The organism is Pseudomonas sp. P20 (genome assembly GCF_016463925.1).
Classification (GTDB): domain Bacteria; phylum Pseudomonadota; class Gammaproteobacteria; order Pseudomonadales; family Pseudomonadaceae; genus Pseudomonas; species Pseudomonas aeruginosa.
Genome location: NZ_JAEMVM010000022.1, coordinates 79,802 through 99,393, shown reverse-complemented (window position 1 = coordinate 99,393; position 19,592 = coordinate 79,802). Strand labels below are relative to the sequence as shown.

The following is a 19,592-nucleotide window of genomic DNA, read 5'->3' as shown; positions in this document are numbered from 1 at the left end:
CGAAAAGGCGCAGGGAGTGCGGGATTGCCCCGCGCCGGGCCGGCGCAGGGACGGAATATCGGGTGAACGTACAACAGAGCAAGTTCAGGCTGAGCCGCTGGGCGGGCGCGACACTGGCGCTCGGACTGCTGCTGTCCGGGCTGGGCGCCTGGGGGCTGGCGCTGGTCAACGAGCAACAGGCGCGGATGGCGCTGGAACGCGAGGCGGAACTGCTGGCCGAGGCGGTGACCCGCCGCGTGGAACTCTACCAGTATGGCTTGCGTGGGGTGCGCGGTGCCTTGCTGACGGCGGGCGAGGCGCACATCGACCGCGAACTGTTCCGCCGCTACAGCCTGACCCGCGACATCGACCGCGAGTTTCCCGGCGCCCGCGGCTTCGGCTTCATCCGCCGGGTGGCGGCCGCCGACGAGGCCGGGTTCCTGCGCCAGGCGCGGGCCGACGGCCAGCCGGAGTTCCGCATCCAGCAACTGACTCCGCACGATGGCGAGCGCTACGTCATCCAGTACATCGAGCCGGTGGCGCGCAACGGCCAGGCGTTGGGCCTGGACATCGCCTCGGAAGCCAATCGCCGGGAGGCCGCCCGCGCCGCCCTGGAGACCGGGCAGGTGCGCCTGACGGGGCCGATCACCCTGGTCCAGGCCAGCGGCTTGCGCCAGCAATCGTTCCTCATCCTGATGCCGATCTACCGCAGCGGCATCACTCCACCGCCGGGGCCCCAGCGCGAACTCGAAGGCTTCGGCTGGAGCTATGCGCCGCTGCTGACCGGCGAGGTGCTGGCCGGGTTGCCCATCGACAACGCGGCGATCCACCTCGAACTCAGCGACGTCACCGGCGACGGCGCTGCCGTGCCCTTCTTCGTCAACGGCGCCGCGGCGCCGGCTCAACGCCTGTTCGGCCACATGCTGCGGCGGGAGATCTACGGTCGGCACTGGCAGATGGCGTTCAGCGCACTGCCGCTGTTCGTCCAGCGCCTGCACCAGCCTTCGCCGCGCATCCTGTTCCTGGCCGGCAGCCTGGTCAGCCTGTTGCTGGCGGCGCTGGTCAACGCCAGCGCCCTCGGCCGCCTGCGCCGGCGTCGGGAGGCGGCGACCCAGGCGCGGCTGGCGGCGATCGTCGGCAATTCGGCGGACGGCATCATCGGCGTCGGCCTCGACGGCGTCATCAGCGACTGGAATCGCGGGGCCGAGGCGTTGTTCGGCTACCGCGAGGAGCAGGCGGTCGGGCGGCGGGTGGTGGACCTGCTGGTGCCGCCATCCAAGGAGAACGAGGAACTCGACATCCTCGCCCGCATCGCCCGTAAAGAACAGGTGGTCAGCTTCGATACCGTGCGCCGGCACCAGGATGGCCACCTGCTCGACGTGGCGGTGACCGTCTCGCCGATCCTCGGTCCGGACGGCGGCGTGGTCGGCGCCTCGAAGACCGTACGCGACATCTCCGCGAAGAAGGCCGCCGAGGCCCGCATCCGCGAGCTCAATACCGGCCTGGAGCACCAGATCGCCGAGCGTACCGCCGAACTGCGTCGGTTGAACGTACTGCTCGGCAGCGTGCTGCAGGCGGCGTCCGAGGTGTCGATCATCACCCTCGACCGCGACGGCATCATCAGCGGCTTCAATCTCGGTGCCGAGCGGATGCTCGGCTACCGCGCCGACGAGGTGGTCGGCAAGGCCTCGCCGACCCTGCTGCACAGCGAGCGGGAGTTGCTCGCCCGCGGCCAGGAGCTGGGCGAGGAGGGTTTCCGCGTGCTGGTGGCGCGGGCCGAACAGGAGGGCGCCGAGACCCGCGAATGGACCTATCTGCGCAAGGACGGCTCGCCGCTCAGCGTGACGCTTTCGGTTACCGTCCTGCGCGACGAGGCTGGGGCGATCAACGGCTACCTGGGCATCGCCGTCGATGTCACCGAATGGCGCAACGCCGAGCGCGAGATGGCCGCGGCGCGCGACCAGTTGCAAATGGCCGCCGACGTGGCGCGCCTGGGCATCTGGCGCTGGAACCTGGCCGACGACAGCCTGCAGTGGAACGAGCGCATGTGCGAGCTGTATGGCCAGCCGCTGGCGTTGCGCGACGGCGGCCTGGTCTACGAGCATTGGCGCAGCCGCCTGCATCCGGAAGACCTCGAGCGCACCGAGGCCAGCCTGCGCGCGGCGGTGGAGGGGCGCGGCAACTACGATGTGATCTTCCGCGTGGTGCTGCCCGACGGCGGCATCCGCTTCATCCAGGCCGGCGCGCAGGTCGAGCGCGACGCCGACGGCAACCCGCTGCAGGTCACCGGGATCAATATCGATATCACCAGCGACCAGCAACTGCAGGCGCGCCTGCGCGAGGCCAAGGAGCAGGCGGACGCCGCCAGCGCGGCGAAGTCGTCGTTCCTGGCGAACATGAGCCACGAGATCCGCACGCCGATGAATGCCGTGCTGGGCATGCTGCAACTGGCCCGGCAGACCGATCTCAACGAACGCCAGCGCGACTACCTGGACAAGGCCAGCTCGGCGGCAACCTCGTTACTCGGCCTGCTCAACGACATCCTCGACTACTCGAAGATCGAGGCCGGCAAACTGGTCCTGGAAATGCTCCCCTTCGAGCTGGAGCCGCTGATGCAGGACCTGGCCGTGGTGCTCTCCGGCAACCAGGGCGACAAGGACGTCGAGGTGATCTTCGACATCGATCCCGAGCTGCCCAGCGCGGTGGTCGGCGACCGCCTGCGCCTGCAGCAGATCCTCATCAACCTGGCCGGCAACGCACTGAAGTTCACCGCCCGCGGGCACGTCCTGGTGAGCTTGCGGCGTCTGGCGCACGACGCCCACCTGGTGCGCCTGCGGGTGCTGGTGGCGGACACCGGCATCGGCATCAGCGCGGAACAGCAGCAGCGCATCTTCGAAGGTTTCACCCAGGCCGAGGCGTCCACCTCGCGACGCTTCGGCGGCACCGGCCTCGGCCTGTTCATATGCAAACGCCTGGTCGACCTGATGGGCGGTGAATTGCGGGTCGAGAGCGCGCCGGGCAGCGGTAGCCGGTTCTGGTTCGACCTGGACCTCGACGTCGCCCACGACCAACCGCTGCGTGCGGCCTGCCCCGGGGCCGGCGAACCGCTGCGGCTGCTGGTGGCGGACGACAACCTGGTGGCCGGCGAGCTGCTCGAACGCACGGTCGGCGCCCTCGGCTGGCGCGCCGACTGCGTCGGCAGCGGCAGCGAGGCAGTGGCGCGGGTCCAGGCGGCGATGGCCGAGGGCCGTCGCTACGACGTGGTGCTGATGGATTGGCGCATGCCCGATCTCGACGGCCTCAGCGCGGCGCAACTGATCCGCCAGTTGCAGGGCGACCTGCCGCCGCCCATGGTGATCATGATCACCGCCTATGGCCGCGAGGTGCTGGCCGATGCGCGCGACCACAGCGCGCCGCCCTTCGTCGATTTTCTCACCAAGCCGGTCACGCCCAAGCAACTGGCCGACTCGGTGCTGCATGCGTTGCACGGCGAACAGGGCGCCCCGGCCAACCCGCCGCCGCGCCCGGTGGAGCGCACCCAGCGGTTGCGGGGCGTGCGTCTGCTGGTAGTGGAGGACAACGCGCTGAACCGCCAGGTCGCCGCCGAGCTGTTGAGCAGCGAGGGCGCCCGGGTGGCCCTCGCCGACGGCGGGCTGGCGGGCGTTCAGCAGGTGCTGGAGGCGAGCGTGCCGTTCGACGCGGTGCTGATGGACATGCAGATGCCGGATATCGATGGTCTCGAGGCGACCCGGAGAATCCGCGCCGACGGGCGCTTCGCCGGGCTGCCGATCCTGGCCATGACCGCCAACGCCTCGCTGGCCGACCGCGAAGCCTGCCTGGCGGCGGGCATGAACGACCATGTGGCGAAGCCGATCGACAAGGAGCGCCTGGTGCTTTGCCTGCTCGGTCATCTCGGCAGGAGCGGCGCCAGGGGCGCGCCGGCAACGGCAGCGGACGCGGGCGAACTGGTCGAGGCGCGGGGCGATATCGTCGGGCGTTTCGGCGGTAGCCTGGAGCTGATCGTCCAGGTGTTGCGGCGCTTCGTTCCGGACATGCAGGACCTCTTCGCCCAGCTCGAACGCCAGCTCGGCGAGGGCGATGTCCAGGGCAGCGCCGCGACCCTGCATACCATCAAGGGCAGCGCTTCCACCGTTGGCGCCAGCGCCCTGGCCGGCCGTGCCAGCGAGCTGGAGCAGGCCCTGCGCCGCGCCGATCCGCTGCGCGGCATGGAAATCCTCGCCGGCATCCGCCTCGACGAACTGCGCACCCTGTGCGATGCCTGCCTGCTCCGCCTGCAGGCGATGTTCGGCGACGTGCAGGCGGAGTCGGCGAGCTGAACCCCGGCGCGGTGGCCAGTCCCGCCAAGGATTCAGGCGGACCCGGGGCTCGCCTGCATCCGCTGCGGCCTGTAGGGCGAATAACGCCATGGGCGTTATCCGCCGATACTCCTGAAGCCCGCCCAGGTGTTGAGCGACATCCTCTTCCTGTCGTTCAGTGCCTTCAGGCGTCGCGCAGCAGGTCGTGGGCGTTGAGCAGGGCGTAGGCGACTTCCGGGCGCTTCTCCAGGCCGCGGCGGATGGCGGCGGGAATCGCCTGGCGGGTCTTGCGGCAGAGCCCCGGCTGCTCCTCGAAGCGCATGCGAATGCCGCGCATGCTGCGCACCTCGCCGAAGGCCAGGGCGATCCGCAGGCGGATGCCCAGTTGTTCCTCCATGCGCCGCAGCAGGTGTTCCAGGTCTTCCAGGCTGCGCAGGGCTTCCAGGCGAGCGGCCAGGCGCTGCTCTTCCTGGCGGGTCAGGAGGAGGATGCGACGGTCCGCGCCGGGCGCCTCCAGGCGCTCGCGTTCGCAGACGCAGGCGCCGGGCGGGCAGGGCTGGCGGAGGGGCGGGGAAGCGCTCATGGCACCATCATAGCCAGGACCGGCGTCCCGCGCCGCTACGCTCCGTCGCCCTCGCGAGCGCGCTTCAGCGCTTCAGCGGCACCTTGCCCTGCTGCTCCAGGCCGCTGAGGATGGCGTAGGCGATCTTCACCCGCTCGGCATTGGGATAGTTGCGGTTGGCCAGGATCACCAGGCCCAGGTCGCGGCCCGGGACGAACGCCACGTAGGCGCCGAAGCCGTTGGTGGAGCCGGTCTTGTTCAGCAGGCGCTGGCCCTCCAGCGCCTGTGGCGCGGGCAGCCTGGCGATCCTGTGCGGTTGCAGCGCCATCGGCGTCGAGTTGCCGGCCTGCAGGCGCTTCAGGGAGATCGGCCAGTCGTAGGCTTCCCAGCCCAGGCCCTGGGTCATGTCGCCGACCTTGTAGTAACCGCGATGGGTGGCATCGAGCGCCTGCGCCCAGGGCCTGTCCAGGCGCTCCGGATGCAGGTTGGCATCGACGAAGCGCAGCAGGTCGGCCGCGCTGGTCTTCACCCCGTAGCCTTCGGCATCCAGCGGGCCGGGACCGACCCGTAGCGGGCGGTCGTCCTTGCCGTAGCCCTGGGCGTACTGCGCCAGCGCCGCCTCGGGCACGTCGAGGTGGGTCTGTTCGAGGCCCAGTGCCGGGAACACTTGCTGCTCCATGAGCCGTTCGAACGGCTGGCCCAGGCTGCGCGCGGCGAGATAGCCGAACAGGCCGATGCTCGGGTTGGAATAGCGGCGCTGGCTGCCCGGCGCGTAGGTCGGCTGCCACTGGCGGTAGTAGTCGCGGATCTGTGCCTGGTCCTTCTGCACCGAGTCGGGGAACTGCAGCGGCAAGCCGCCGGCGGTATAGGTCGCGAGGTCGAGCAGGCTGATGCCGTCGAAGCGGCTGCCCTGCAGTGCCGGCCAGTGCTGGCTGGCGCGGTCGTCGAGACGCATCTTGTCCTGGGCCAGGGCATAGCCGGCGAGGGTGGCGGTGAAGGTCTTGCTCACCGAGCCGATCTCGAACAGGGTCTCCGGCGTCACCCGGCGGCCGTCCTCTTTCGAGGCCAGCCCATAGCTGAAGTAATGCGGTTCTCCTTTCAGGCTGATGGCTACGGCCAGGCCCGGAATGTCATTGGCCTTCATCACCGGTTGTACGGCGGCGTCGACCAGTGCCTTCAGGCGATCCGCCGGGGCCTCGCCGGCAATGGCCGGGGTGGTGGCGAACAGCAGTGTGGAAGCGGCGATGCCGCACAGGCAGGGGAATCTGGTATCGCGCATGAGGATTGGCGTCCTTTGTCGTTGGCTGCATGAGAAACCGCCCCGGGAGCGCTCCTTGATCGGCGGGCGGGGAAAATCTAGGCTTGCGCAGGATTTGCGGCAAACGACGAATACTCGCGGCAGCCATTAGAAAAATTTGGAGCAGAGATTGGTTCGACCCCATTTGCCGCTGAACGCCCTGCGCGCCTTCGAAGCTTCGGCCCGGCACCTGAGCTTCACCCGCGCGGCCATCGAGCTGTGCGTGACCCAGGCGGCGGTCAGCCACCAGGTGAAGAGCCTCGAGGAGCGTCTCGGCGTGGCCCTGTTCAAGCGTCTGCCGCGCGGCCTCATGCTGACCCACGAGGGCGAGAGCCTGCTGCCGGTGCTGTGTGACTCCTTCGACCGCATCGCCGGCCTGCTGGAACGTTTCGAGGGTGGCCACTACCGGGACGTGCTCACCGTCGGCGCGGTCGGAACCTTCACGGTCGGTTGGCTGCTGCCGCGGCTGGAGGACTTCCAGGCGCGCCATCCCTTCATCGATCTGCGCCTGTCCACCCACAACAACCGCGTCGACATCGCCGCCGAGGGGCTCGACTACGCGATCCGCTTCGGCGGCGGCGCCTGGCACGGCACCGAGGCGCTGGCGTTGTTCGAGGCGCCGCTGACGGTGCTCTGCTGCCCGGAGGTCGCCGCCCAGTTGCACAGTCCCGCCGACCTGCTGCAGCACACCCTGCTGCGCTCCTACCGCGCCGACGAGTGGCCGCTGTGGTTCCAGGCGGCCGGACTGCCGGCGCACGCGCCACTGACCCGGAGCATCGTCTTCGACACCTCGCTGGCCATGCTCGAGGCGGCCCGCCAGGGTGTCGGCGTGGCCCTGGCGCCGGCGGCGATGTTTGCCCGGCAACTGGCCAGCGAGAGCATCCGGCGTCCGTTCGCCACCGAAGTGAGTACCGGCAGCTACTGGCTGACGCGCTTGCAGTCGCGGGGGGAGACCAGCGCGATGCTGGCGTTCCGGGGGTGGTTGCTGGAGATGGCTGCCGTTGAGGCGCGGGGGAGATAACGGTTATGCAGGCGATTCAAGTGTCGATGAAGAAGTAATCACCTTCCTCGCGCCTTTTTTTATACGCTCGGGCCCTCCCAAGGTTGATACGGTTTGAGGCGTTGGGGTTGTGATTGGAATTGCTGACGGCGTGGCGGATATGGACCGGCTCGTCGGCGTTGCTGATCGCTCCGCTAAGCGTCACTCCCAGGCTGGCGGCATAGGCCCGGCGTGCCGCAACGATCTCGCTCTCGAGCATGCCTGCTTTCCCTGCTGCGGCAACGACGGCAAGTTCGCATAGGCGGCCAGCCTTCCTCGGGGAAACCCTCAGGTCGGCGCCTGCGGACCACAGGGCAAGCAGCGCTTTGGATGGAGCACAGCCATTTCTGCTGTGCTCTTCGATTGTCTCCAGGAGCGGACTCATATGGCCTCTTGAAAACTGTCGGCGGATTGCCAGCAGTATCGACGATGGTGCGCTTAAAGCAACGCGGAGCAGGCGGAGATTGCGGCGAAGCGGCGGATAACGCTTCGCGTTATGGGCCCTACGGGAGCGGTGCCCGGCGTTGCCGGCGGAAGGCGTCTACGGATTTCCGGTTTCCGCGTCGAAATAAGAGCCCGTGGACTTGGCCAGTCCCGTCCACATCTCGTCGAGATTGCGGAAGTTCCAGGCTTCCGCCGGCTCGAAGCCGACGATTCGGTCGGTCTGTCCGGCCCTACCCAGGTCTACCACCTGCTGCGGGATCGGCACCTTCGAGCGGGCCGAGAAGAATACCTTGACCCGTGGCGTCAGCAGCGAGCGGCCGTGTTGTTCGAGGACCACGCCGAGGCGCCCGCTTTCCAGCCTGACCAGCGCGCCGACCGGGTAGATGCCCACCGCCTTGACGAAGGCGCGGAACACCTGCGGGTCGAAGTGCCCGTTCCATTCGGCCATGCGTCGGATCGCCTCGGCGGCGTTCCAGCCCTTCTTGTAGGGACGGTCGGAGGTGATCGCGTCGTAGACGTCGCACACCGCGCCCATTCGCGCCAGCAGGCTGATCTGCTCCTGCGCCAGGCCGAAGGGGTAGCCGGTGCCGTCGATGCGCTCGTGGTGGTGCAGGCAGACATCCACCACCAGGGCGCTGACCTGGCGGCAATCGAGCAGCATCCGCGCGCCGTTCTGCGGATGCCGGCGAACCAGGCCGAACTCCTGGTCGGTGAGCTTGCCGGGCTTGTTCAGGATCGGATCGGGCACCGCCATCTTGCCGATGTCGTGCAGCAGTCCGGCCAGCCCCGCCTCGCGTACCAGCGGGTCGGGCAGTTCGAGCTGGCGGGCGAGGGCGATCATCAGCGCACAGACCGCCACCGAATGCATGTAGGTGTATTCATCCGAGGTCTTCAGCCGTACCAGGCTGAGCAGCGCGTTGGGATGGCGCAGCACCGAGGCGGAGATTTCGTCCACCAGGTCCGATGCATGCGCGGTATCGATGGCCTGGCCCATGCGCGCGTCGCGGAACATGCTGACCACGGCGGCCTTGGCATGGCTGCAGAGCAGGGCGGCGTGGCGGATTTCCTCCTCCAGGGCGACCCGCGCCGGCGAAGGGCCGGCCGGCATGGTGACCGGCAGGACCGCAGCGGCCGAGACCGCCGCTTCCTCCGGGAGGTCGAGGCCCTTGCTGGCATCGATCCAGACCTCCTTCACGGCGCTTTCGCGCAGGCGCTGCAGGTCGGCCTGGCTGTCGAGCAGGAAGCCACCTCTTTTCCAGAACGGGTGGTCCAGCCACGAGCCGCAAAGGCTCTGGACGAACATACCGAGGCGAAGCTGGGTTACCGGAATGCGTTTCAGCACGATGGGCTCGACCTCGAGACTGGGCCAGGTGGCTGTCTCCTAACGGTAGCCGAGATGGGCCGGCGGGAGTGAGAGATGCCCGGCACTTCGTCGGCATGCCCGCGCTCGATTGCGTATCGCTTTGTATCCATGCGCGGTTTCGATACCTCCGGCGTACAAATCCACGTGTCGGGCGATACACCCCCGATACATCTCCCAGGCGAAATGGCCACATCCGAACCGCGGCGCCCGGGACGACCCCAGAAGGTCCCGCCGCCCGGTTCGTACCGGCGCCCACCAGCGCCGCGCCTGCGGCCCGGCCGCGTTTACTGTGGAGAAGAAGCATGTCCGTTTTCGATTCGCGTCAAAAGACTTCCGCCAGCCTGCTCGGTGCCGTACTGGTGGGGGGAATGCTGCTCGGCGGTTCGGCGTTCGCCGTCGAGCCGCTGGGCCAGGGGCTGCAAGTGGCGGCGGCGAGCGCCGGCGAAGGCAAGTGCGGAGAAGGCAAGTGTGGTAGCGGCGGCTCCGCGAAGATCCCGGCCAAGGCCGGCGCCGAGGGCAAGTGCGGGGAGGGCAAGTGCGGCGACGCCTCCTTTGCCCGAACCGACACCGATCACGATGGCAAGGTCTCGCGCGCCGAGTTCCTCGCGGTGGCCAAGGACCGTGCCGGTGAGTTCGACAGCATCGATAGCGACCATGACGGCTTCATTTCCGAAGCCGAGGCCTACGAACACCTGCGCAAGACCTACGAGGCCAACGGCAAGCCGATGCCCGCCGGGCTGTTCAGCAAGCTGGAGCAAGGCCGGCACTGAGCCTTTCCACACCCTGGCGGCGCCCTCTCTTTCCCCTGGGAAAGCGGGGGCGTCGCCGTTTCCGGAGCTATCCCATGACCCTGATCGACAACGCCGCCGGCCTCGGCCTGAGGCGCGGCCTGCTTCCGCAACTGCTGGCGATGGCGCCCGGCGCGGTGGACTTCCTCGAATGCGCGCCGGACAACTGGATCGGCGTCGGCGGTGCCTTCGGTGCCGACCTGGAGCGCCTGGTGGAGCGCTTTCCACTGACCTGCCACGGTCTCTCGCTGTCCCTCGGCGGCTCCACACCGCTGGATGCCGCCTTCATCGAGCAGACCCGACGCTTCCTCGTCCGCCACCGGGTCGCGTTGTACAGCGAGCACCTCAGTTACTGTTCCGACGATGGCCATCTCTATGATCTGTTGCCGCTGCCGTTCACCGAGGCCGCGGTGCGTCACGTCGCGGCGCGCATCCGCGAGGCGCAGGAACGCCTGGAGCGGCGCATCGCGGTGGAGAACATTTCCTACTATGCAGCGCCGTACCGGGAGATGAGCGAGATCGAGTTCGTCAACGCGGTACTCGACGAGGCCGACTGCGACCTGTTGCTGGACGTCAACAACCTGTTCGTCAACGCCTGCAACCACGGCTACGACGCCCTCGACTTCCTCGCCCGGCTGCCGCCCGGGCGGGTCGCCGCCTACCATGTGGCGGGGCACTACGACGAGGCGCCGGACCTGAAGATCGACACCCATGGTGCCGCCGTGAAGCCCGGCGTCTGGGCCTTGCTCGGAGCCGCCTATCGTCGCTTCGGCGTGCGCCCGACCCTGCTCGAGCGGGACTTCAACTATCCGCCGCTGGGCGAACTGCTGCTGGAAGTGGAGCAGATCCGCCAATGGCAACGCGACGAGGGACGCCGTCATGGATGAGCGCCTGCGCCAACAGCAGTTCAGCCTCGCCCGGCACCTGCGCGACCCGCTTGGCAATGCGCCGCCGCCGGACATCGAAGAACGTCGCCTGCGGGTCTACCGCGAGCTGTTCTACAACGCCATCGAAGGCCTCCTTGCCAGCGGCTTCCCGCGCTTGCGCGGGCTGCTTGGCGAGCAGCAGTGGCATGGCCTGGTGCGCGAGTTCTATCGCGAGGAGAGAAGCCATACCCCCCTGTTCACCCGTATCGCCGGGGTCTTCGTCGACTACCTGCGGCAGCGGGGCGAGTATCGGCCGGCGTGGCAAGCCGAGTTGGCCCACTTCGAATGGAGCGAAACGCGCCTCTACCTGGCCGAGCCCGACGATCCGCCGTATCGGCGTGAAGGCGACCTGCTCGACGGGGTGCCGCTGCTGTCGAGCCTGGCGCTGCCGCTGGGCTATCGCTGGCCGGTGCATCGGCTCGAAGAGGACGTCGCGCTCGCCGAAGCGCCTGCGGAACCGACCCTGCTGTTGATGCACCGCGATTCCTCGCATCGCGTGCATACCGCGCGCCTGACTCCGCTGGCCTACCGCCTGCTGGAGTCGCTGGCGAGACGGCGCCTGAGCGGGCGCGAGCACCTGGCGGCGCTGGCGCTCGAGGCGCGGAGTGCGCCCGGAGCGCTCGACGCGGCGGGGCTGGAGTTGCTGGCAGCGTTGCGGACCCAGGGTGTCGTGCTCGGAACCCTGGAACGCGATTGGGCGGGCGGATGACGACGCAGCCCTTGTGGAGTCGATGCATCGGCGGATAGCGCCTTTGGCGCTATCCGCCCTACGTGGTGGGTGGGACGGTCTTGGTGTAGGGCGGATAACCGCTTGCGGTTATCCGCCGGGGTGGGTCCGGTGTATCGGCGAATAGCGCCGTTGGCGCTATTCGCCCTACGCGGTGGGTGGGATGGTTCTGGCTTGCTGTGAAAAACCCCGGAGGCGATCGCGTTCCGGGGTTTTTCCGTGGCTGGCCGAATCCTAGCGGGACAGGCCCAGGCGCCGCCCGAGCCAGTGGTCCAGGCTCAGCTTCCCCGCCCCCGCCAACAGCAGCGGCAGCAGCGCCGCCAGGTAGATAGCCGGGAGCTTGAAATTGCCGAAGCCGTGGTCGGTGATCGAGTAGCCGCGGGCCAGTTCCGCCAGGCTCGACCACTCCGCCGGCCAGTGTACGGCGGCGGTCGCCACCAGGGTGACGACGATCAGCACCAGGGCGGTCAGGCGGGTACCGAGGCCGAGCAGGAGGAACAGCGCGCCGAGCAGTTCGGCCCACAGCGACAGTTCCCAGTTGAAGGCGGCGGGCAGGCGGTCGAAGGGAAAGGGGAAAGCCGACTGGATATCGCCGAACCAGTTCTCGCCGTTCCACTTTTCCCAACCGGACTCGAAGAACTCCCAGGCCAGGAACAGTCGCAGGGACAGGTCGGCGCTCCAGCCGCCGCAGCGGTCGAGCAGGGCGAAGGGTCGGCGCCAGGCGCGCAGGTCGGATGCTTGCATGATCGATGTCTCGTTGAGGGCGGTGGATGGGTCAGGCCGGCTGTACGTCGCGACGACGCAAGCGCACGGCGAGCTTGGCGGTGAGCTTGAGGACGATGGCGGAGAAGATCGTGGCGAACGCCAGTACGTACCAGCCGCCCATGGGGATGCGTTTGAAGAACGACAGGCAGAAGATGCCCGCCAGCACCCAGGTGCCGGTCGAGTGCAGGGCTTTCCAGGCGCGTGGGCCGAGCAGTCGGGCCGGGGTGCGGAAGGAGGTGAGGGTGAGCAGCAGGATGAACAGGTAGCCGATCGAGCCGGGGATGTTCGCCGCGACCGAGCGGCCGCTCCAGAATGTCTCGGGGAACAGCTTCCAGTAGGCCAGGATCAGCAAGGCGTGTACTGCGTGGGAGAAGGCGAAGGCCAGGCCCAGGTAGCGCCTTTCACGGAGCAGCGCGCGGGTCCCCGGGCCGGGCAACAGGGTCGCCAGCGAGGACGCGAGGAAAGCGGCGAGGAACAGCGCGAAGGAACTGCGCGCGGTGGCGCGGATGGCGCTGCGCAGGCCCTCCACCGGTTGCGCCTGGAGAGCCAGGACGAGGGCGGTCATGCACAGCACGGCGACGGCGAGGACGGCGAACAGTCGCCAGCCGTGCCAGGCGGATTGAGAGGTTGGGACGGTCATGGTGGGGCTCCTGGTTGCCGGGAGCGGCTCGGCGATGTGCCGCCGCTTCCCGTGGCCAGGAGTGTTGCAAGCGGGTTTATCCGCAGTGTGTCCGCCGAGGGCGGTTATGTATCGCTCTGTACGGGCGCCTCAGGGGTCCAGCTCGATGCGCGCGCAAAGCCCGCCGCCGGCGCGGTTGGCCAGGGTCAGGCGGCCGCCGAGGGCCAGGCTCAGCTGCTGCGCGATGGCCAGGCCGAGGCCGGTGCCACCGGTGTTGCGATTGCGCGAGTTTTCCACCCGGTAGAAGGGCTTGAGCACCTCGTCGAGTTCCTCGGCGGGAATCCCCGGGCCATTGTCCAGCACCTGGATTCGCGTGCCGCCATCGGTACGGCGTTCCACTTCCAGGCGCGCGGCGCCGGCGAACTTCAGCGCATTGTCGACCAGGTTCACCAGCACCCGGCGCAGGGCGTGCGGACGGGTGTCGATCACCGCGCCGGTACGGCCGTCGAGTTGTACCTGCTTGCCGCTGTCCTGGTAGTCGAAGACCAGGCTGTCGAGGAAGGCGTCGAGGTCCACCCGGCAACTGGTTTCGGTGCTGCCGTGCATGCTGCGGGCATAGGCCACGCCTTCGCGGACCAGGTGCTGCATCTCTTCGAGATCGTTCCACAGCTTGTCCCTGTCGCTGGAGGCGTCCATGAACTCGACGCGCAGCTTCATCCGCGTGATCGGCGTCTGCAGGTCGTGGGAAATCGCCGCGAGCAACTGCATGCGCTCCTTGAGGTAGTCGGCGATGCGCGCCTGCATGGCATTGAAGGCCGCCGCCGCATGCGCCACTTCGCGTGGGCCGGTTTCCGCGAGAGGCTGTGCCGGACGATTCGGATCGAGATGTTCCACGGCCTTCACCAGCCGGGTCAGCGGGCCGATGGCGGTGCGCACCGCGAGGCCGGTGCAGAGCAGCAGCAGGAGCAACTGCACCAGCAGTACCAGCGGCAGCCAGCCGGACAGCGGCACCGGGGCCGGCGTGACGTCGATGGTCAGCGGGCTGCCGTCGCGCAGGCGCAGGAGGACCTGGAAGTGCGGACGGCTGTCGGCCACCGTGCGCAGGGTCAGCGGGTATTGACCGTCGAGGGCGCGTTCGATGGAGTGCGCGGCAACCGGCGCGTCGGCCAGCGCCAGCGGCTGGCCGGGCTCGCCGGCGTCGAGGCGATAGCGGTAGGTGCGTCGTTCCAGGCGCGGCAGCCAGGCCTCGCGCTCGGCGGGCGTCAGGCGGTCGAGCATGGCTACCGAGATCGCCACGTCCTGTTCGAGGCTGTCGAGCATCATGTGCTTCGCGGTCTGGTAGCGCTCGTAGAACTGCGAGGCGAAGGACAGCCCGTAGGCCAGCACCAGCCCGGCGAAGAGGATCAGCGCCAGGCGCGCGGCGAGGCTGCGCGGGCGCGGCACGGCGAGCTTCATGGATGGGCCTCGACCAGTCGCACCGGCAGCGAGAACACATAGCCCTCGCTGCGCACGGTCTTGATGTACTCCGGTTCGCGGGCGTCGTCGCCGAGGCGTTGGCGCAGGCGGCTGACCAGCAGGTCGATGGAACGGTCGAAGATGTCCGCCTCGCGGCCCTGGGTCAGGTTGAGCAACTGGTCGCGGCTGAGTACCCGTTGCGGATGATCGAGGAACACCCGCAGCAGGCGGTACTCGGCGCCGCTGAGGGCGACCACGGTGCCGGCGTCGTCGAGCAGGTGGCGGGCGCTGGTGTCCAGTTGCCACTGGCCGAAGCCGATCAGCCGGCTGCTCTCGCTCACGGTGAGGTTCGGCGGCAGCATCCGCGTACGCCGCAGCACGGCGTTGATCCGGGCAAGCAGTTCGCGGGCGGAGAAGGGCTTGGTCAGGTAGTCGTCGGCGCCCATCTCCAGGCCGATGATGCGGTCGGTCTCGTCGTTGCGCGCGGTGAGCATCAGCACCGGCGTGGCCTTGTGCTTGCCGACGCGCAGCTCGCGGCAGAGCAGCAGGCCGTCGTCGCCGGGCATCATGATGTCGAGGACGATCAGGTCCACCGTGTTGGCTTCGAGGAACGCGCGCATCTGCCGGCCATCGGCGACGATGGTGGTGCGCAGGCCGTTCTTCTTCAGGTAGTTGCCTACCAGCTCGCGAATCTCGCGGTCATCGTCGACGATCAGGATGTGATCGACATGCTCCATTGCCTGGCTCCCGTGGCGGTTGGTGTGCTTGCAAGCAGTGTATCCGCGCCCGCGGCGCTTGCCTGCCGGGGTTTGTATTGCACTGTATCCGGAGCCGGGGCGAATACCGGGGCGTGCAAAAAAGCCCGGTTGTCGCTGTCGCGAACGGGGGAGACGACGGATGGCGCCGGGCGCGATTCGTCCGGCGGGAGCGGGGCGGCGAATGTACGGCGATGTATCGGCCGGCAGCGGCGATACAGCGGCTGACGAATCGGGCATTCCAGCGACACATCCGGGACAACTCCGCGGCCTGGAATAGGCCTCGACGAAGGCATGTCGCCTTCCACCGACGCGGTCCTGCCGCCAGGAGATCCCCCATGACTCGCACCCTGCTCGCCACCACCCTGCTCGCCGCGCTTGCGCTTCCCGCGTTCGCCGCCCAGGGCGCCGCACCGGTACCGACCGAAAGCTACCGCTACGGCATGCCGCTGGATGTGCACAAGGTGGTGGCGACCCAGGAACAGGCGTCGACCACCTGCGAGATCGTCGATGCACGGATGGACTACCTAGACTCCGCCGGCAAGCTGCATTCGCTGGCCTACCGCAAGTACGCCAGCGCCTGCAGCCAGGGCGGCTAGTCAGGCGCCGGCCAGAGCCTGCACGGCCGGTTGTCGCGCGGGCGGTGCATGGGGCGCCGGCTTGCCGAGGATCAGGTCGGCGGCCTTCTCGCCGATCATGATCGCCGGGGCGTTGGTATTGCCGGTGATCAGCGTCGGCATGATCGACGCATCGGCCACCCGCAGGCCTTGCAGGCCGTGCACGCGCAACTGGTCGTCGACCACCGCGAGCTGGTCGTGGCCCATCTTGCAGGTGCCCACCGGATGGAACACGGTGCCCAGGTTAGCGCGGATCCAGGCCTCGATCTGGCCGCGGCTGGAAACCTGCGGGCCCGGTACCAGCTCGCCCTTGAGGTGACGGGCGAAGCTGCGGCTGGCGGCCAGTTTGCGGACCAGTTGGAAACCCCGGACCAGGGTATCGAGGTCGGCAGGGTGGCTGAGGAAGTTGGCTTCGATCAGCGGCCGGTCGTGCGGGTCCGGCGAGTTCAGGCGGACCCGCCCGCGGCTCTGCGGGTGCATCACCGCGACGTGCAGGCTGACCCCGTGGCCGAAGGGGACCAGGCGCTGCGGCTGGTTCTTCAGCGCGGGGGCGACGATCAGACCCAGCTCCGGGGTCTCTGCCTGTGGGTCGAGGCGGAGGAAGCCACCGGACTCGACGGTGTTCGAGGTCAGCGCCCCGCGCCGGCCGAACAGGTACTGCCAGGGCGAGCGCAGCAGCGGCAGCCAGCCCTTCGGCGAGAAGCCCAGGCCGTAGCCGAGCTTGGCCTCGGTGCGGTACATCAGCACGATGTCCTGGTGGTCCTGCAGGTTCTCGCCGACCCCAGGCAACTCATGGCGCTGGACGATGCCGTGGCGCGCCAGTTCCGCCGCCGGGCCGATGCCGGAGAGCAACAGGAGCTGCGGCGAGTTGATCGAGCCGGCGCTGAGGATCACTTCGCGGCGTGCCTGCAATTGCACGACCTCGCCAGCCTGGCTGATCTCCACGCCGGTGGCGCGGGTACCTTCCAGCAGCACGCGCAGGGTCAGCGCCGAGCTGAGCACGGTGAGGTTGGGCCGCGCCAGGGCCGGGTGCAGGAAGGCGCGCGCCGCGCTACAGCGTTCGCCGTTGACCTGGGTGACGTGGAACGGGCCGATGCCTTCCTGGCGCTCGCCGTTGAAGTCGGCGTTGTATGGCCAGCCCATTTCCTCGGCGGCCTGGAAGAACACCTGGTTGATCGGGCCCGGGCTGCGCTGCGCGGCGACGTTCAATTCGCCGCCGCGCCCGTGCCAGGGCGATTCGCCCGGCTCGAAATGTTCCGAGCGGCGAAAGTAGGGCAGCAGCTCGTCGTAGCTCCAGCCACGGTTGCCGAGGGATGCCCAGCGGTCGTAGTCGTGGCGGTCGCCGCGGATGTAGATCATCCCGTTGATCGCGCTGGAGCCGCCCCAGACCTTGCCGCGCGGGCAGGCGATCGGCTGGTTGGCGGTGCCGGGCTGGGCGGCGAAGCGATGCATCCAGTTCCACTTCGGGTTGGCGATCAGGCGGATGATCCCGGCCGGCGTGCGGATGTAGGCGGCGGGGAGCGGCGTGCGGTCGCTGGGGCCGGCCTCGACCAGGCAGACCGAGACGGCGGGATCGGCGGAAAGACGGTTGGCCAGGACGCAACCGGCGGAGCCGGCGCCGACCACGATGTAGTCGAACGAACGGCGGGCAGTGGAAGTCATGTCGGCACCTTTCTGGGTGTGCTGCCGGGCCTCGCCCGGCGTTCTTTTTCGCCCCGCGCCCATGGGCGCGACGCTACTCCATTGGACGGGGAAGCGCGCCCGGCCGCTTGTCCCAGCCTGCCGGCGGGGTTGACCGAGGCTGCCAGGCGGCGCGCTAAAGCCCCAGCAGCGAGCCCATGTCGACCATCAGTTGCAGGCCGACGACGAAACCGTCTCCGCTCAGTTCGCGAGCGCCGGGGTTGTAGTAGTTGTCCGGGTTGAAGATGTACTGCACCGACGGCTCCAGCGCGATGTGCGGGGTCAGTGCGATGTGCGCATTGGTTTCCAGGGCGTACACGTCGCGCTGGCCGAGTTTCGCATCGCCGCCAGCGGCGATCCGCGCCTGGCGCTGGAACTCCAGCTGGTGATCGTTCAGGCGCAGGTAGCTGGCCTTGAGGTTGAGCTTGTCCCGCGTGCGGTCGAAGGGCGCATGGTAGGTCAGGCCCAGCTCGGCGAAATGACGGAACGGCTGCTTGTCGTCGGCCGATACCGACAGCGAGCCGAACAGCCCCAGCGCCCTCGGCGAATCGAGGCGGCCGCCGTCGGCGCGCCAGAACAGCTGCTGGAACTTGAAGAAGCCGCCGGCGCTGCCGTGGTCGCTGGCGCCGGTGAGCGGGTCGACCTGGTTGGCGGTGTTCAGGTAGGCGTTGAGTTCATAGTGCGAGCGGTAGGGATCGAGGCTTTCCTCGCGCTTGTCGCCGATCCCCAGCAGCAGGCTGGTGCCGCTGGCGTCGTCGGTGCCGAAATCGAGGCCATGGCGCTTCTTCAGGTAATCCACCGGGTTGGACTCGAAGGCCCCGGCGTGCAGGTACAGGGTCGGGGTCGCCCGGTACTTCAGGTAGCCGCCCCAGGCGCCGTAGGGCGGCGGCAGGATGCCGGTGGAGGCGTCGATGATCGGGTCGTTGCAGGTGACCACGGTCTCGCAGTTGTAGATCAGGAAATAGCGCCGCGCATTGGTCCGTCCGAGATGGCTGTCGAGGCGTCCGCCCAGCCACTGCTGCTGCCAGGTGAGCAGGCTCAGCTGGTTGGCGCCGATGTCGTTGTGCAGCGGCGCGCCGCCGAAGTAGCTGCCCACCGCGCCCTGCCAGCTCGGCCCGGTGGGCTGACCGGTGCCGCGGTCGAGGATGAACAGGGTTTCCTCGATGTGCAGCGAGGCGCCGTCCAGGCCGGCGAGGGTGGCGAGGTCGAGGTCGGCGCCGAGGAACAGGTCGCCGCTGTTGCCGAAGCTGTGCTGGCGCGGGCCGGTGTCGAGGTTCTTCAGCGACAGGCTCCAGAACTGCGCGTGGGTCTTCACGCCGTGGCGCTGGAGTCGTTCGCCGAACCCGGCCAGCGGGCCGCTGCGGCTGTCTTCGGCGGCCTGCGCGGAGAGACCGAGGAAACCGGCGCAGAGCAGCGCCGGCAAGGTGCGGAGGGTTTTCATGGCAAGGCACTCGTCTTGTTGTTGTTCTGTCGTGCGAATCGCTGTCCGCCCCAAGCGGACAGGTGCATCCGGAGCGAAGGCGGCTCAGGCGCAGAGATAGCCGCCGTCCACCGCCAGCACGGTGCCGGTGACGAAGCTGGCGCCGGGACCGCAGAGGAAGGCCGCGGCGCTGGCCACCTCGGGCGCCTCGCCCCAGCGCGCCAGCGGCGTGCGCTGCATGATCCGGCGGGTGGCCTCGACGTCGGCCTTGAGCCCGGCGCCCAGCGGCGTGTCGATCCAGCCGGGGGCGATGGCGTTGACCCGGATGCGCTCGGCGGCATACTCGCAGGCCAGGGAACGGGTGAGCTGGACGATGGCGCCCTTGCTGGCGCTGTAGGCCGGGCGGTCGGCGGAACCGAAGGTGCTGTACATCGAGGCGATGTTGAGGATGCTGCCGCCGCGCTGCGCCAGCAGCGGCCGGGCCAGTTGGCTGGCGAGCATGGCGGCGCTCAGGTTGAGGCGCAGCACCCGTTCGAAGGTAGCCAGGTCGTATTCCTCGCGGTCGCGGCTGATGCCGGCGTTGTTCACCAGCACATCCAGGCGCGGCAGCGCTTCGAACAGCCGTTGCAGGCGCTGGCTGTCGGTGATGTCCAGTTCTTCCCGGCGAATCCGCGGATGACGCGGTGCGTGCACGCCGTCGGCGTCCAGGCCGAGGGCGACGACTTCGGCGCCGAGTTCGGCGAACTGCATGGCGATGGCCGCGCCGATGCCGGAGCTGCCGCCAGTGACCAGCACCTGCTGGCCGGCGTAGATATCGTGTTGGAAAACCATCGGCGATCG

At 68.7% G+C, this 19,592-nt stretch carries 17 protein-coding genes; 6 read left to right on the top strand and 11 right to left on the bottom strand.

The window, feature by feature from the left end:
- Nucleotides 1–62 precede the first annotated feature (62 nt).
- A complete protein-coding gene (locus JHD77_RS23440) occupies nt 63–4,316 on the top strand; it encodes a PAS domain-containing hybrid sensor histidine kinase/response regulator (protein ID WP_003101286.1) in 4,254 nt (1,417 codons plus the stop codon).
- 163 nt (nt 4,317–4,479) lie between these two features.
- Here the strand turns inward: JHD77_RS23440 and JHD77_RS23435 are convergent, their stop codons facing one another.
- A complete protein-coding gene (locus tag JHD77_RS23435; RefSeq protein WP_003118202.1) occupies nt 4,480–4,878 on the bottom strand; it encodes a hypothetical protein in 399 nt (132 codons plus the stop codon).
- Nucleotides 4,879–4,942: 64 nt separating this feature from the next.
- Nucleotides 4,943–6,136, bottom strand: coding sequence for a class C beta-lactamase PDC-8 (locus tag JHD77_RS23430; RefSeq protein WP_003118203.1), 1,194 nt, complete (start codon nt 6,134–6,136; stop codon nt 4,943–4,945).
- A gap of 148 nt (nt 6,137–6,284) precedes the next feature.
- On the opposite strand from JHD77_RS23430, the gene ampR reads away from it, so the two are divergent.
- Nucleotides 6,285–7,175 carry a LysR family transcriptional regulator AmpR gene (gene ampR, locus JHD77_RS23425; protein ID WP_003101291.1) on the top strand — a complete coding sequence of 297 codons (891 nt, stop codon included), beginning with the start codon at nt 6,285–6,287 and terminating at the stop codon, nt 7,173–7,175.
- Between the two features lie 16 nt (nt 7,176–7,191).
- Here ampR and JHD77_RS23420 read toward each other — a convergent pair whose 3' ends face one another.
- Together JHD77_RS23420 and JHD77_RS23415 are read right to left on the bottom strand one after the other, a co-directional pair.
- On the bottom strand, nt 7,192–7,413 hold the full coding sequence (locus JHD77_RS23420; protein ID WP_003101293.1) for a hypothetical protein: 222 nt from the start codon (nt 7,411–7,413) through the stop codon (nt 7,192–7,194).
- A gap of 321 nt (nt 7,414–7,734) precedes the next feature.
- Entirely contained in the window at nt 7,735–8,979 is a 1,245-nt protein-coding gene (locus JHD77_RS23415) for a cyclic di-GMP phosphodiesterase (RefSeq protein ID WP_031756284.1), read from the bottom strand.
- Between the two features lie 323 nt (nt 8,980–9,302).
- Here JHD77_RS23415 and JHD77_RS23410 point away from each other — a divergent pair, with 323 nt between their 5' ends.
- From JHD77_RS23410 to JHD77_RS23400, 3 genes are all read left to right on the top strand, one after another.
- A complete protein-coding gene (locus JHD77_RS23410) occupies nt 9,303–9,770 on the top strand; it encodes an HvfA family oxazolone/thioamide-modified RiPP metallophore (protein ID WP_003118205.1) in 468 nt (155 codons plus the stop codon).
- A 74-nt stretch (nt 9,771–9,844) separates the two neighbouring features.
- Nucleotides 9,845–10,675: an HvfB family MNIO-type RiPP peptide maturase gene (locus tag JHD77_RS23405; RefSeq protein WP_003118206.1), complete on the top strand. Its 831-nt coding sequence runs from the start codon at nt 9,845–9,847 to the stop codon at nt 10,673–10,675.
- Nucleotides 10,668–11,423 (top strand): HvfC family RiPP maturation protein, encoded by a 756-nt coding sequence (locus JHD77_RS23400; RefSeq protein ID WP_003118207.1) that lies wholly within the window; start codon nt 10,668–10,670, stop codon nt 11,421–11,423. Before JHD77_RS23405 ends, JHD77_RS23400 begins: the two co-directional genes overlap by 8 nt.
- Before the next feature lie 252 nt (nt 11,424–11,675).
- Here JHD77_RS23400 and JHD77_RS23395 read toward each other — a convergent pair whose 3' ends face one another.
- The 4 genes from JHD77_RS23395 to bfmR form a co-directional block, all read right to left on the bottom strand.
- Nucleotides 11,676–12,185: an HvfX family Cu-binding RiPP maturation protein gene (locus JHD77_RS23395; protein WP_003113020.1), complete on the bottom strand. Its 510-nt coding sequence runs from the start codon at nt 12,183–12,185 to the stop codon at nt 11,676–11,678.
- Nucleotides 12,186–12,216: 31 nt separating this feature from the next.
- Complete coding sequence (locus tag JHD77_RS23390; RefSeq protein ID WP_031755690.1) at nt 12,217–12,846, bottom strand: ferric reductase-like transmembrane domain-containing protein; 630 nt, start codon at nt 12,844–12,846, stop codon at nt 12,217–12,219.
- Between the two features lie 129 nt (nt 12,847–12,975).
- Complete coding sequence (locus tag JHD77_RS23385; protein WP_031755688.1) at nt 12,976–14,280, bottom strand: sensor histidine kinase; 1,305 nt, start codon at nt 14,278–14,280, stop codon at nt 12,976–12,978.
- Nucleotides 14,277–15,017, bottom strand: a complete 741-nt coding sequence (bfmR, locus tag JHD77_RS23380) for a two-component system response regulator BfmR (RefSeq protein WP_003113023.1) — start codon at nt 15,015–15,017, stop codon at nt 14,277–14,279. The genes JHD77_RS23385 and bfmR overlap by 4 nt, the downstream gene beginning before the upstream one ends.
- A 356-nt stretch (nt 15,018–15,373) precedes the next feature.
- Between bfmR and JHD77_RS23375 the strand changes: the two genes are divergently transcribed.
- Entirely contained in the window at nt 15,374–15,634 is a 261-nt protein-coding gene (locus JHD77_RS23375) for a DUF2790 domain-containing protein (RefSeq protein WP_031755687.1), read from the top strand.
- Here JHD77_RS23375 and JHD77_RS23370 read toward each other — a convergent pair whose 3' ends face one another.
- The 3 genes from JHD77_RS23370 to JHD77_RS23360 form a co-directional block, all read right to left on the bottom strand.
- Nucleotides 15,635–17,314, bottom strand: a complete 1,680-nt coding sequence (locus tag JHD77_RS23370) for a GMC family oxidoreductase (RefSeq protein WP_003118209.1) — start codon at nt 17,312–17,314, stop codon at nt 15,635–15,637. It abuts the gene before it with no gap.
- A 154-nt stretch (nt 17,315–17,468) separates the two neighbouring features.
- On the bottom strand, nt 17,469–18,773 hold the full coding sequence (locus tag JHD77_RS23365) for a carbohydrate porin (RefSeq protein ID WP_003093407.1): 1,305 nt from the start codon (nt 18,771–18,773) through the stop codon (nt 17,469–17,471).
- 84 nt (nt 18,774–18,857) lie between these two features.
- Nucleotides 18,858–19,583, bottom strand: coding sequence for an SDR family NAD(P)-dependent oxidoreductase (locus tag JHD77_RS23360; RefSeq protein WP_031755685.1), 726 nt, complete (start codon nt 19,581–19,583; stop codon nt 18,858–18,860).
- Nucleotides 19,584–19,592: the final 9 nt, after the last annotated feature.